Source organism: Neobacillus massiliamazoniensis (assembly GCF_001048695.1).
In the GTDB taxonomy this organism is placed as follows: Bacteria; Bacillota; Bacilli; order Bacillales; family Cytobacillaceae; genus Neobacillus; species Neobacillus massiliamazoniensis.
The window spans coordinates 453,924-468,482 of sequence record NZ_CVRB01000002.1 but is presented as its reverse complement, the minus strand read 5'-3'; the positions used below and the strand labels follow the sequence as shown (position 1 = coordinate 468,482).

Below are 14,559 nucleotides of genomic sequence, written 5' to 3'. Positions count from 1 at the left end.
GAATAGTCTGTTTTGTTCAGATTGAATTAGACACATTACTTAGTCAGAATTCTTACTGCGACAAAAACAGATTATACCAAGCGATTGGGGTTAGTGTGGATGTTAAATGACCAAACAAGGTATTCCCGTCTTGCAAATATAACAAAATTGATTAATACGAGGCTAGAATTACGTGATGTGCTGGAGTATGTAACGACTGCAATATCTGAAGAAATAGTCCAATGTGATTCTGTAGGTATTTATTTGCCACAAGGAGATGGCACGTTCAGAGGGTATGTTGGAAAGCCGGAAATGATTAATGGTTGGACACTTGATACGCAGGTGATTGACCCTAAAATGGATTTATTGGCAAGAGAACTTATTGAAACAAAAAGTACCATTTACATCCCTGATACTTCAAAGGATCATCGACCCAATCCTATACCGATTAAAGCATTTCAAATTAAATCGATGTTAGCTTTACCGATCACATTTGAGCAAGAGTTATATGGTTTGGTTTATTTGTTTGATGTTGGAATTGCTATGAACTTAACAGAATCAGCAATTCAAAGTGTTGAGGCTTATGTGAATATGGCTGCAGTTGCTATTCGAAATGCGAATTATTTAACGCAAAAGGAAAAACTTCTTTCAGAAAAGCAGCTGCTTCTTGATGTTACTCGTGATCTTTCTATGTGCTCCTCGATGCAAGAAAGTCTCCAAACATGTTTTTTCTATTTAGGAAAGGTTATGGACAACTATAATTTAGATGTCCACTTCCTGAATCCTATCGCAGATAGAAGTATTAAACATGCGAACTTACATAGGGATAGATCAAACGAAAACTGGTTAGAGATATGTAAACAGATAAAGATGGATCAAAGTTATGATGCATTAAGGCAACAGGTTATTAAAACAAAAAGAGCAATTTTCATCCCAAATGTATTTGCAGATGAAAGACTGAACCATGATATTTGCCTTAAATATGCTATAAAGGGTCTATTTATGATTCCTTTAGTTTCAATGGATGAGGTTTTAGGGGTCATTTTAGTTGTCAATATGGACGGAAAAGATCTCATTTACACTAGTTCACAAATCCAGCTGGCGCAATCTATCGTTGAAGCCACGACTTGTACGATATCCAGCTTATTGAATATGAACCAACTTGAAAACATGATAGAAGAGCGGACAAAGGAACTAACCATTGCTAACGAGAAAAATTTGAGTGTAATTGAAAGTATTACAGATGGATTCATTGCATTAAGTAAAGATTGGAGAGTTACTTATTTAAATAAGAATCTTTTTTTACCTCTGAATAAAACATCAAAAGACGTATTAGGCAAGAATATATGGGGAGTATACCCGGAATTCGTTGATACAGTCTTATATCAAGAATTTCATAAGGTTATGCTAGAAAGGTTACCCGTACATTTCGAAATTCACTGTCCCAATACGGATAGTTGGTATGAAATTGTTGCTTATCCGTATGACGAAGGGATTTGTAGTCTGATTAAGGATATAACAGAAAAAAAGAAATATGAGAAGGAAATGAAAAGGCTATCTGGGCTAGAGTTAATCGCCCAAATGGCTGCCGGAATCAGTCATGAAATAAGAAATCCCATGACAACGGTACGGGGATTTTTGCAGATTTTAAATGAAGAGGTTGAATTTAAGAAGTACAAACATCACTTGAATGTAATGATTGAAGAACTTGACCGTGCGAATTCTATCATTACAGAATTCCTTTCTATGAGCAATACAAGAACATCAGATTTACAGAAATTAGATTTAAATGCAATCTTACATGATATAGCCCAATTAATTAAAGTTGATGCGTTTAACCAAAATAAAGAGATAAAAATAGAGACGAACGACATTCCAGAATTACTTTTGAATCGGAATGAGATACGCCAATTAATTATTAACCTATACCGTAATGGCTTAGAAGCAATGAATGAAGGAAAAGTTTTAACACTAAGAACCTACAAGGAAGATGATTGGGTGACTCTTGCAGTGCAAGATGAAGGAGAAGGGATTAGGCCTGAAATATTAGAAAAATTAGGTACTCCATTCTTCACTACAAAGGAAAAAGGAACGGGTTTAGGATTAGGTGTAAGTTATGCCATTGCTGCTCGACATAACGCAAAAATTGAAATTCAAACTGGACGAGAAGGCACTACTTTTTTTGTTAAATTTAATTCGCACTTTGTACCTAAATAATTCATTGTAGTTGCTTTTATTGGCATCAGCCATTTTATTCATAAGAATGCAAGCTTCAGTAAAGTAGATGCTCAATACGTAAAGCTTGAATAGTTTCAGGATACGGTGGATTTGCTTCAGCATCCGAAATAAAACTATATAATTAATAGTTAAAAGAATAACGGGACTGTACCAGAAGTATTTTTTACTTTTGCTATAGTCTCTTTTCTTTGTATTTGGCTGTGTTAAAGGTCATTGTTGATTTTTGAAACTTTGTTGATTGGAGCGGAAGGCGCGAGACTTCTGCGGGAGTACGGGGCCGAGGAGGCTCCCCGGAACGCCCGCGGAAAGCGAAGCGCCTGGAGCGCAAATCAACAGGCAAGTTTAAACAGCCCTGTATATAAAACATAGAAATTAGAGTTTTAAGGGCAAAAAAATATCCGGCACTAGGACGGATAAAAAAATATATATAAATGGGGGATGGAATGCTATGAAAAGATCATGTCCTTTTCATATATTCATAATAAACCCTAGAAATGAACAAATGATGAATAAATCATTAATAATGTATAAAAGATAATTAGCAGCTACTTCCTATGAGATTACGCATTAAAGAGAGTAAAGGGCTAACTTTGTTGAAAATTTTCTTTGTATTTCACACAAAGAAATTAAAGTTTTAAGGGTAAAAAAATATCCGGCACTAGGCCGGATAAAAAAATATATATAAAAGGGGGATGGAAGGCTATGAAAAAATCATGTCCTTTTCATATATTCATAATAAACCCTAGAAATGAACAAATGATGACTAAATCATTAATAATGTATAAAAGATAATTAGCACCTACTTCCTATGAGATTACGCATTAAAGAGAGCAAAGGGGCATCCGAAATAAAACTATATAATTAATAGTTAAAAGAATAACGGAGACTGTAGCAGAAGTATTTTTTACTTTAACAATAGTCCCTTTTCTTTGTATTTAAAACATAGAAATTAGAGTTTTAAGGTCAAAAAAATATCCGACTCTAGGTCGGATAAAAAAATATATATAAAAGGGGGATGAAGGGTATGAAAAGATCATGTCCTTTTCATATATTCATAATAAACCCTAGAAATGAACAAATGATGAATGAATCATTAATAATGTATAAAAGATAATTAGTATCTACTCCCTATGAGATTACCCATTAAAGAGAGTAAAGGGGCATCCGAAATAAAACTATATAATTAATAGTTAAAAGAATAACGGGGACTGTAGCAGAAGTATTTTATACTTTTGTAATAGTCTCTTTTCTTTGTAGTTAAAACATAGAAATTGGAGTTTTAAGGGCAAAAAAAATTTCCGGCACTAGGCCGGATAAAAAAATATATATAAAAGGGGGGTGGAGGTCTATGAAAAGATCATGTCCTTTTCATATATTCATAATAAACCCAAGAAATGAACAAATGATGAATAAACCATTAATAATGTATAAAAGATAATTAGCATCTACTTCCTATTTAATTATGCATTAAAGAGAGTAAAGGGCTAACTTTTTTGAAAAGCAGCCCATGAGTGTAAAAATTATATATTAATGTTTGGATTAGCGTTTTTAGTAGCTTCTGCTAATAGATCTACGATATGAACCGCCCTCATCTTAGTGGATAGGTTCTCTCTCTCAATGCCAAGTTGCATTTGTAATAGGCAGCCTGGATTTGCTGTGACAATGGTGGCAGCACTAGTAGCTTTTGCTTGAACCATTTTATAGTCGAGCATCACCATCGACATCTCTGACTCTACGATATTATAAATTCCGGCGGAACCGCAACAGCGATCTGCGTCCTTCATTTCTTGATACTGAACTCCTTGTATGGATTGAAGCAGGGTTCGTGGGGTAGAGGCGGTTTTCATTACATTTCTTAAATGACAAGAATCTTGATAGGTAATCACTTGAGGCGGAAGCTCTAGTTTCACTTTCTTATGAAAATCAACCGCCACTAAAATTTCGGAAATGTCTTTGATTTTCTTCTTGAAATCCACTGCCCGGTCTTTCCAAATAGGATCATCTTTTAGTAAATGATCATAATCAATGAGGAACGCTCCGCATCCACCAGCATTAGTAATAATATAGTCCACGTCTAACGCTTCAAAGGCCATAATATTTCTTTTAGCAAGATCCTTGGACGCTTCCTTTTCACCGCTGTGACCATGTAATGCTCCGCAGCATGTTTGGTTCTTAGGAATAACGATTTCACATCCGGCTAATTGCAATAATTTCATGGTGGCATCATTTGTCTGAAGGAACATTGTATCCATTAAACAGCCACTGAAAAAAGCAACCCTATGAATCTTCTCTGCCATCGGATTCAGGTGTTCGGGCCTGTTTTTCATTTCCTTCATCGTAGGGACCTTTGGCAGAACTTTTTCCATCGTGGCAATTGGTTTAGGTAAAAGGCCTAAATATCTAGTCTTCCGGGCAATGGTTTGGAGCCCTGAACGCTGATAGAAACCGATAAGACCTACGAGATTACGCATGCGGTTCTGGTGGGGGAATAACCCTTGAAAAACTGTTTTTCGAATCGCACGCACTGGCAAGGAATGTTTTTTGTTTTGATTGATAATGTCCCTGGCTTCTTCTAGCAAGTGACCATAATTCACGCCGGAAGGACAAACGGGTTCACAAGCACGGCAGCCGAGGCAAAGTTCGAGTGAACGCTCGAAGTCCTCATCCGGTTCGATGATTCCATCCACGACTGCTTTCATTAAAGCGATTCTCCCTCGAGGAGAATGTGATTCCTTATAGCCTGATTCAATATAGGTTGGACATGTGGGCAGGCAAAAGCCACAGCGCATACAGTTTAACAATTCATCTTCGTTCATTCGCGCTTTAAATTGTTCCTGAATCTTTTCTTGCTCTTTTTCAGATGTCATCTTGTAACCACCACTCGTTTCTTGCTGTCTTTGGCAAAAACTTTCCCTGGATTCATGATATTATTAGGATCAAAAGCCTGCTTAATCGCTTTCATAGCGGCAATTCCTTCTTTTTTAAGCTTCCATTCAAGGTATGGAGCCTTCATTACTCCAACACCATGTTCCCCGGTGATTGTTCCTCCTAAATCAATCGCTTTTTCAAAAATTTCCGCAAACGCTTTCTCCACCCGTTCCATTTCTTCATGATTTCTTGCATCGGTCGCGCACGTTGGGTGTAGATTACCGTCTCCAGCGTGGCCGAAGGTACAAATCGTTAGCTGATATTTTTCGGTTATCTCATTGATGGCCTTCACCATATTGGCAATTTCTGACCTTGGGACGGTAGCATCCTCGAGGATCGTTGTCGGCTTTAAACGTGCGATCGCGGAGAGAGCAGCGCGTCGAGCTGTTCTTAGGGCTTCGGCTTCTTCCTCAGATGCAGCGATTTGAATCGATACTGCATTCTCCTCCTTACAAACATCCGCTATTTTTTTTATATCTCTTTCCACCACTTCAGGAGGACCATCTTGCTCAATTAAAAGAACAGCTTGCACATCGGTAGGCAGCCCGATTTGGGCAAAGTCTTCGACAACCTTTAATGTCGGCTGATCAAGAAACTCCAGTGTTGTCGGAATGATTTTATTAGCAATAATTTTTGAAACAGACTTTGCAGCAGCAGATAGGTCTTGATAGAGTACGAGCATGGTTTTCCTTGTTTCCGGCATAGGAATTAATTTCAACGTGGCTTCAGTGATAATACCAAGCGTACCTTCTGAGCCAACAAAAAGACGAGTTAAATCATAGCCTGCGACATCCTTTGCCAACTTTCCACCTGTTCGGATGATATCTCCATTTGGCAATACCGCTTCGAGTCCAATGACATAATCCCTCGTTACGCCATATTTGAGGCCCCGTAATCCGCCGGAGTTCTCATTGATGTTGCCGGCAATAGTGGAGATTTTCATGGAACTTGGATCAGGAGGATAGAACAGGCCCTTATCTTCAATGGCGTGAATCATATCAAGTGTGATGACACCTGGCTGTACGGTGATCGTTAAGTTTTCTTCGTCAATTTCAATAATTTTGTTCATATGTTTAAAAAGAAGGACAATCCCACCATTAGTCGGGCAAGTTCCAGCACAGAGATTGGTGCCAGAACCTCGTGGAACAATCGGAACCTTATATTCATTACAAATCTTCACTATTTGGGAAACGTCCTCTACATTTCGTGGACTAACCACGGCATCGGGCATTGACTGGAAATTTGGTGTAGCATCATAAGAGTAAACAAGACATTCTGTTTTAGAATCATCGAAGTTTACCTCGGATACAATTGATATTAATTTTTCTTTTACTTCACTTGAAAGCATGCTGTTTCCCCCATTCGTTTTCCGTGCTTCATCCCTATTTACAAACTACTTACAGTATAAAATTAATGAAGGGTTCCAGCTATGGATATATATCTAAAAAAAAGCTGTTTTATTTTTTGATTTTTGGTTGTTCATCCAAAAAAAGCAGGGCTAAATATATGTTTAGTAAATCATGGATGTTCCCTGGATTTAATTGCGTCAGCTCCTCTACCTTTTTTAAGCGATAATGTAAGGTATTAATATGGATATGTAAGTTTTTCGCGGTATTTTTTAACGAATGGTTTTGCTGAAATAATTCTCTTAACGTTCCTAATAGTTCTTTATCGTCTAAAATTGAACCAATCGTACGGTCAATGAAATCTGATTTTACTTTTGGACTAAGCTCGCCGGAAATCATTTCAAGTGTTAATTCCTCATCGAACACAATATTTCGCTTGTTTCGGGCAATTTTCAATGCTCGTTCAGCCTGTTCATAGGAATGGCGGATCGCAGACGGAGCTGCTTTCTGGCCAACCCCAGCATAGGCAGAAATTCCAAAGCTATTTTTTAAAAATTGTAGAAGGTGTATAAGCCGGTTTTTGGTTGTGGTTGGATGAACGGAGTCGGAGCAATCGATTAAGAGAATCAGTCGCTCATTTCCTGACCGTGCTGCAACATCATGCTGATTTTGAGAAAATGATGTTAATATCGCGGACCAAACGTCTCTTGTAAGAGGTTGATTCCTTTGTTCAAACTCAATGATTGCTGCCGTTCGATTTAGTTCAAGATTAATGGATAATGTTCTGGCTTGATTTAATAGAGCAGGACTTGGTTTGTTTGCTTGGAGCCACTCCATCACGAAGGTTTCAACAGCACGGGAATGCCAGTCAAACTGTTCGGCATAGTAATTTTCACTAATGAATAGCTCAATCATTTTGCGAGTGATTTCAGCAAACGGGGTGACAGTTTCGGGGTTACCGGTAATCCCAATTACACCAATAACCTCCTGTTGAAAGAAAATCGGGAGATTAATCCCGGCCTTTACCCCTTTTAATTGAGGTATATCTTTTTCAGTGATGATCAGTTTTTTCCGCTTTTGCGAAGTGATTAATGCTCCTTCATGGAAAGTACCGATTCTTTCCTGATTGGTACCGGCAATAATATAGCCTTCTGTGCTAACAACAATAATTTCTTCATCGATTAATTTTTGGACTTCCTTAACTATTTTTTCTGCTAGATCGGGTTGTAGCAATGGAACCACCTCTATTTACCAATTGCATCCGGATGGATTATTAGATTTACCATAAACCAACCGTTAGTTTTTTTCCACCTTTTCAATAAGATCTTTTATTGACATTGAAGATACATTTTTACTTCACTCGAAAGCATGTTGTTTCCCCCCATTTTTTTTAAAAATATGGCATGTACTTGTTGTAGATGACAATTAGTTTTGAAATATAATTTCAATAATTTTATAATAAAAATAAAATATTTATTCGATAGGAGCAATATAATGAAATATCGACTATTAGCAACTGATTTGGACGGCACATTATTAAATGAGCAGAAAGAGATTGCTGGGGAAACCATAAAAGCAATTCAAGAGTACCGCCTTAGAGGGGGGAAGGTAGTCATTTGCAGTGGTCGTTCTCCTCTTTCAACGAGATGGATTGCTAATACCATTGGTTTATCAGGGGAGCCTATCATTGCTTATAATGGGGCCATTATGCTCGATGAAAATGGTGAGGTACATGAGCAAGTGGTTTTTCAGCATGATCCACTCTTGAGCTTCTGGGAATTATGTGAAGCTGAAGGAATCTATGCTCATTTTTATGAAGGGGATACACTCCTAGTTCCAGTGGTCAATAAATGGAATGAGAACTGGATTGAAAATAATATTCCAACCCTTGCAAAGTCAGGTGGCAAACAAAAGGACTGTGAGAGGTTTCGGGGCAAATGTGAGGTAAAGGTTATTGAGGATTTTTATGATTATTTTAAAACGAATCAACCCAAGATTACCAAAATCGCCGTATTTGACAATGACGGAAAGCTTTCTGATTTTTCAAAGCAAATTGGGGAAATGATTGAGGGGTTGGAAATTAGCAGCAGTCTCAATTATCTTAATTTAGAAATTTCACCTAGTGGTGTGACCAAGGCTTCAGCCTTGTTAAGGCTTGCTGAGAAGGAAGGTATTCCTATTTCGCAAATCGCCGCCATTGGTGATAACTATAATGACTCCCTTATGCTTTCTATAGCAGGACTTGGCATTGCGATGGGGAATGCACCTGAAAAAGTGAAACAGATGGCAGATCAGGTGACTGGGAATAACAATGAAGCAGGGGTTGCTGATGCCATCCGCCGTTATTTACTAGAATAAAGACGAATTATAGGTCGTTATTTAGTATGTTTTAAAATTACATTTCAAATTTTCGTTAAAAATATTGAATTAATATTTTAGTGGGAATATAATAAATATAACAGAAACCGCTTACATCTCAGAAAAAACCAACAGGAGGACAATGACGATGGAGGAAAATCTTGAATTATTAACAACCGAATCACGAAATGAACATTCCATGCAAATAGATATGGCTAAACCCATGGATATTTTACGGATTATGAATGAGCAAGATCAATTGGTAGCCTTAGCTGTAAAGGATGTCTTACCAGATATAGAGGCAGCCGTTCAATTTGTATATGAATCTTTTCAAAAGGGAGGGCGCCTCATATATATTGGCGCTGGCACAAGCGGGAGGCTAGGGGTACTGGATGCCGTCGAATGTCCGCCAACCTTTAGTACTGATCCTGAAATGGTCCAAGGGATTATTGCAGGTGGTGAAGGTGCCTTTTTGAAAGCAGTTGAAGGAGCTGAGGACGATCCGGACCTCGCTGTTAGTGATCTGAAAGAATTGCAATTGACAAAAGAAGATACTGTTATTGGTATCGCAGCAAGTGGGCGGACACCTTATGTTATTGGTGGCCTTCGATATGCACGAAGCATCGGGGCTAAAACAGTCGCCCTCTCGTGCAATAAAAATGCGGCAATTAGTAAGGAAGCCGATCAAAGCATTGAAGTCATTGTCGGCCCTGAGGTTCTAACTGGTTCAACTCGGTTGAAGGCAGGGACAGCTCATAAAATGATTTTGAATATGATTTCAACTTCCTCGATGATATTACTGGGGAAAGCCTATGATAATTTAATGGTTGATGTTCATGTGAGCAACCAAAAGTTGAAGGAACGTGCAATTAGCATCATTCGCAAAATTACCGGAGTTTCTTATGAAATGGCTTTGGAGGCATTAGAAAATGCGGACTTACAAGTCAAAACAGCGATTGTCATGATTAAGACGCATACAACGAAACAGGAAGCCGTAAAATTATTAACAGACGCAAATGGTTATGTAAAAAGAGCAATTCAAAAAGTTGAAAAATAAATGAGATGAAAAGGTGGTTTTGGGTGTGGCAGCCGGCGGATTAAAAATGATTCGAAATATGCTAGAACAGCTTCCAGCTTCCGAGCGGAAAATAGCCCAATTTATTCTTGAAAACCCGCAAAGTATTTTAAACAGTACGGTCCATGACATTGGGAATCAAGCAAATACAAGTGGGGCAGCCGTTATTAGGCTTTGCAAGTCACTGGGCCTAAATGGTTTTCAAGATTTGAAAGTTAGAATTGCCGGGGATTTAGTGAAGCCTGCGGAACAAGGATACCGAGATATCGAACCTGGAGAATCCTTCTTCTCCATCGTTCAAAAGACAACAAGCAATAGTATCCAAAGCATCCGCGACTCCGAAGAAATCCTCAATTATGATGAATTGGAACGTGCTGTTCATACCTTATTGCCTGCACAGAATGTTCATTTTTTTGGAATAGGCGCGTCTAATATTATTGCACACGACGCCCAACAGAAATTCCTTCGGATTCATAAAAATGCAACCGCTTTTACAGACACTCACCTTGTCGCTACTTTAATTGCGAATGCCAATAAAGATGATGTAGTTTTTGGAATATCTTACTCTGGGGAGACAGCAGAGGTAATTAAAGTGATGACACTAGCGAAAGAGCGCGGCGTAAAAACAATAAGTTTAACGAAATACGGACAATCCTCTGTTTCATCCTTAGCCGATATAAAGCTGTTTACCTCTTATACTGGGGAGGCGCCTTTTCGAAGTGCGGCCACATCATCGCGTCTTGCACAGTTATATATAATGGATATTTTGTTTTTGTCCATGGCAACCGTTCAGTATGAGGAAACGATTCACTCAATTGATCAAACTAGGGAAGCCATCCGGTTCATTAAAGAGGGAAAATAATCATTTCGGGGGGTGATGACAACATCATTTCGGTACTATTTTCGCTGTTTAGGAATTTTAAGTCACATGATTAAATCACCAATAAATAATAGAAAGAGGGGGAAATAGAATGGCTGGAGAGAATAAAATCTTAGCTGAAAAGATTCTTGAACAATTAGGCGGTCCAGAGAATATTGTCAATTACACACATTGTATGACAAGGCTTCGTGTTACGCCGAAGGATGAGTCAGTTATTAATAAGGTCGCTATTAAGAAAATCAATGGAGTACTTGGAGTTGTGGAAGAAGAAACACTCCAAATTATTCTTGGACCTGGAAAGGTAAATAGAGTAACTGAAGAGTTTGGCAGATTAATAGATGCAGCTGGCGGAATTGATTTAAAAGAATTGGCAGCAGCCAAAAAAGCAGAAATTAACAAAAAGAATGCCACACCATTTAAGTTGTTTTTGCGAAAAATCTCTAGTATCTTCATTCCTTTAATTCCGGCACTTGTGGCTTCAGGTTTGATTACAGGGATAACAAAAGCGATCATCCAGGCAGGATGGTTACAAGCGACTTCTCAACTTGCGATAATCCTAACTGTAATTGGTGGTGGTTTGTTTGGTTACCTTGGCATTTTAGTTGGTACCAATGCTGCAAAAGAATTCGGTGGTTCGCCGGCACTTGGAGCAATTGCTGGTATCTTAATCATTAATCCGGCTGTTGCGGGTATCAAATTGTTTGGAGAGGCGTTACTTCCTGGACGTGGGGGCTTAATTGGAGTTTTATTTGCAGCTATATTTATTGCCCTTGTAGAAAAACGAGTTCGTCGATATGTTCCACAATCTCTTGATCTTTTTGTAACACCAACGGTTGCGTTATTGATTACTGGTCTTGTTACTTATCTTGTATTTATGCCGCTTGGTGGTTTCGTTTCAGATCTTATTACTAAAGGATTAACCTCCCTCCTCAATGTTGGTGGTGTAGTGGCTGGTTTTGTCCTTGGGGCAACCTTCCTTCCGCTCGTTATTACTGGTTTACATCAGGGATTAACTCCAATACATCTTGAATTAATTAATAGATTAGGTAATGACCCACTTCTTCCAATCTTGGCAATGGGTGGAGCAGGCCAAGTTGGAGCAGCGTTTGCCATCTACTTTAAAACGAAGAAAAAAGGCTTAAAAAGGGCAATTGGCGGAGCATTGCCTGCAGGAATTCTTGGAATCGGTGAGCCGCTTATGTTCGGTGTTACATTACCATTAGGTCGACCATTCTTAACGGCTTGTTTAGGTGCTGGTGTCGGAGGAGCGTTTCAGGCAGCCTTTCATGTGGCAACGGTTGCAATAGGCGTATCGGGTTTACCACTTTCCTTCTTGGTTGTATCAGGTCAAGTTCTTCTTTATTTAGTAGGGGTACTCATTGCCTATGCGGCAGGTTTCGCATTTACTTATTTATTCGGCTACAAAGATGAGATGGCTGGTGAATTTGAGTGATCGGCATTTCATTCTATTTAAATGATCCGTTAGCAGAACAGCGGATCGCACATGCTGGAAAAACGGGTGTAAAGAAAGCGTTTACTTCCCTTCACATTCCCGAAGAATCTGGGGATTTAGCCAGCCGTGCGAAACTGCTGCTAGAAACGGCAAATAAATTTGGAATAGAAGTTTATGCGGATGTATCGGCAAGAACACCTGATCATCTAGGATTAAACCAATTTCAAGACTTAAAATCCTTGGGGGTAGTCGGAATAAGGTTGGATGATTTTTTCGACCATGAAACGATTTTAAACCTAGGGAAGGATTTCAAACTTGCACTGAATGCCAGCATTATCTTTGAGGATGATTTGAATGCCTTGTTTGAAGGTGGATTAAAGGCGAATCAACTGCTGGCCTGGCATAATTTTTATCCAAGGCGTGAAACCGGATTAGCAGAATCGTTTTTTTACTCACAAAATGCCCTGTTTAAACGATATGGAATTCCAGTTAGTGCCTATATTCCTGGCGATGGGGAAAAACGTGGTCCACTGTTCGAGGGACTACCAACATTGGAGAAGCACCGAGAAGTTGATCCATTTATAGCTGCACTGGAACTGTTTCAATCGGGTGTCGAAGATGTTTATATCGGTGACCCAGAAGTAAGCGGTTACCTTCTTAATAGATTAATAGACTTTGACCATCATCATTGTATTTCGGTCCGAATCGAAGGATTACCTGAAGGAGAGTTCCGGCTCCGTCCGGATCTTTCCCGGGACGTTCTAAGGTTCATGGACACAAGGAGTACTGATTCCATAGTCCCTGAGAATATGTGTGCTCGGCCCTTTGGAACGATTACAAGAGACAATGACCGCTATGGCAGATATCGCGGAGAGTTACAAATCACCCATTGCGATTTGCCAGCTGATGAGCGCGTGAATGTTATGGGGAGGGTTGTGAAAGACGATTTACCGCTTCTTTCCTTTCTCAAACCTGGTCAGAAGGTAAAATTAATACCGGTTTAAAACGAACTGCCTCATTTAGTAGATGTGGTAGGCAAGAGGAATTATAATTAAGCCATAGTAAAAAAGACAGGAAAATTAATCCTGTCTTTTTATCGTTAGGGAATCGTACACGATTTCTTAGTAATCTTAATTGTATTTATTAGAAATCTCATACTTCATACAAACAGTATTTCACGGGGACTTTCCTTACCTTCTATAAAGTCTAACAATCGGGTTCCCTCTTCCATTAATGCGTTGTGTTCATCATCAGTAAGCTTTTTAAAGAGATCAATAATGAGCTTCACAGTCCCTTTTTCTTTCTGAAATTTCCATATTCCAGAGACGAAGCCATCAATGAGAATGGTTGGCCTGATTATTCCGTTTTTAGTGAATACTATGTTGCGGTAGGCCTCATCAATGATTCGTTTTCGATCGGCATAGGATAGCAAAATGTTGTCAAAGCCTCCAAGGAATCTTGGTGGAGCTGGAATGTTCTGATCAGGTCTTGGGGCATTAGGAATGTCTAAAAGTTCATTTCCTTGGTCGTCGTGGAAAATGATGAGCTGTGGTAGAAGTTGTTCTACTTTTTCATTAAGCCGAGTGAGGCCTGACCAAACCTGTATGTCCCGAATGGTAGAAGGACCAAATGCAGCTAGATAACGCAGTATTATATCTTCGGTTGTCAATTTTGAGAATGGTAGAGTACCTATCCATGCTTCAGCTGAAGTATGGACAGCCTGCCCACTCTTACCCCATATTCCACGGGGCGGCAATTGCACAAGCGGAACCAAAGTCCGAACGACAGCTGCGAGAGCAGCCGATTCAACATTCGGCCACTGTTTACCTAATAGTTTATCAAGTTCGCTAAATGTAAGTGGCTTTGTTTCAACTAAAGCACGGCCTGCTTCGGCAATGGCCTGAATATCTAAACCATTAAGGTACTTACCAAAAGAATTTTTTAAGACGCTTTCTTGGACAGTCTGAACTAAGGGGCGTAAACTCATACCATCCTGGGATGACACTAAGTGGATGGTGGACCGCATCAAGGCGAGGCGCACGACCTTTTTATCTTGAATGAGATTAGATAGGTCTTCTGGACGAAATCCTTTAAGCCGCGTCCAAAGACTGAAATATGGGGAATTCGGATCTTGAGCCTGTATCCCAACAAGACGCTCAATAGCATCTAATACCGACAGATTTACACGGGTTAGCAACATTTGCCTTGCGAGTAAAGCACGGTTCAAGGCCCGAGTGCTAAGGACTGGAGGCGTTCCTCGTAAATTATCTTTGCTTTGAGCTGTATTATTTATCTTCAAATG

At 39.2% G+C, this 14,559-nt stretch carries 10 protein-coding genes; 6 read left to right on the top strand and 4 right to left on the bottom strand.

Translation table 11 applies throughout. The features are described 5' to 3' along the window. Positions 1–99 precede the first annotated feature (99 nt). On the top strand, positions 100–2,196 hold the full coding sequence (locus BN1082_RS10205; protein WP_090633941.1) for an ATP-binding protein: 2,097 nt from the start codon (positions 100–102) through the stop codon (positions 2,194–2,196). A gap of 1,541 nt (positions 2,197–3,737) precedes the next feature. Here BN1082_RS10205 and BN1082_RS10200 read toward each other — a convergent pair. The 3 genes from BN1082_RS10200 to BN1082_RS10190 form a co-directional block, all read right to left on the bottom strand. Further along, positions 3,738–5,084, bottom strand: a complete 1,347-nt coding sequence (locus BN1082_RS10200) for a (Fe-S)-binding protein (RefSeq protein ID WP_090633939.1) — start codon at positions 5,082–5,084, stop codon at positions 3,738–3,740. Beyond that, positions 5,081–6,493: a glycolate oxidase subunit GlcD gene (glcD, locus tag BN1082_RS10195; protein ID WP_090633937.1), complete on the bottom strand. Its 1,413-nt coding sequence runs from the start codon at positions 6,491–6,493 to the stop codon at positions 5,081–5,083. Before glcD ends, BN1082_RS10200 begins: the two co-directional genes overlap by 4 nt. Positions 6,494–6,602: 109 nt before the next feature. Further along, the gene (locus BN1082_RS10190) at positions 6,603–7,724 is read right to left on the bottom strand and encodes a CdaR family transcriptional regulator (protein ID WP_090633934.1); all 1,122 of its coding nucleotides are present in this window, start codon (positions 7,722–7,724) and stop codon (positions 6,603–6,605) included. Between the two features lie 261 nt (positions 7,725–7,985). On the opposite strand from BN1082_RS10190, the gene BN1082_RS10185 reads away from it, so the two are divergent. From BN1082_RS10185 to BN1082_RS10165, 5 genes are all read left to right on the top strand, one after another. Beyond that, positions 7,986–8,849 carry a Cof-type HAD-IIB family hydrolase gene (locus BN1082_RS10185; RefSeq protein WP_090633932.1) on the top strand — a complete coding sequence of 288 codons (864 nt, stop codon included), beginning with the start codon at positions 7,986–7,988 and terminating at the stop codon, positions 8,847–8,849. 142 nt (positions 8,850–8,991) lie between these two features. Next, positions 8,992–9,906, top strand: coding sequence for an N-acetylmuramic acid 6-phosphate etherase (gene murQ / locus BN1082_RS10180; protein ID WP_176699729.1), 915 nt, complete (start codon positions 8,992–8,994; stop codon positions 9,904–9,906). A gap of 25 nt (positions 9,907–9,931) precedes the next feature. After that, positions 9,932–10,786 (top strand): MurR/RpiR family transcriptional regulator, encoded by an 855-nt coding sequence (locus tag BN1082_RS10175; RefSeq protein WP_090633929.1) that lies wholly within the window; start codon positions 9,932–9,934, stop codon positions 10,784–10,786. A gap of 109 nt (positions 10,787–10,895) precedes the next feature. Continuing rightward, a complete protein-coding gene (locus BN1082_RS10170) occupies positions 10,896–12,257 on the top strand; it encodes a PTS transporter subunit EIIC (RefSeq protein WP_090633927.1) in 1,362 nt (453 codons plus the stop codon). Continuing rightward, positions 12,254–13,261, top strand: a complete 1,008-nt coding sequence (locus BN1082_RS10165) for a MupG family TIM beta-alpha barrel fold protein (protein WP_090633925.1) — start codon at positions 12,254–12,256, stop codon at positions 13,259–13,261. Before BN1082_RS10170 ends, BN1082_RS10165 begins: the two co-directional genes overlap by 4 nt. Before the next feature lie 155 nt (positions 13,262–13,416). Here the strand turns inward: BN1082_RS10165 and BN1082_RS10160 are convergent, their stop codons facing one another. Next, positions 13,417–14,556: a winged helix DNA-binding domain-containing protein gene (locus BN1082_RS10160; RefSeq protein WP_245640382.1), complete on the bottom strand. Its 1,140-nt coding sequence runs from the start codon at positions 14,554–14,556 to the stop codon at positions 13,417–13,419. Positions 14,557–14,559: the final 3 nt, after the last annotated feature.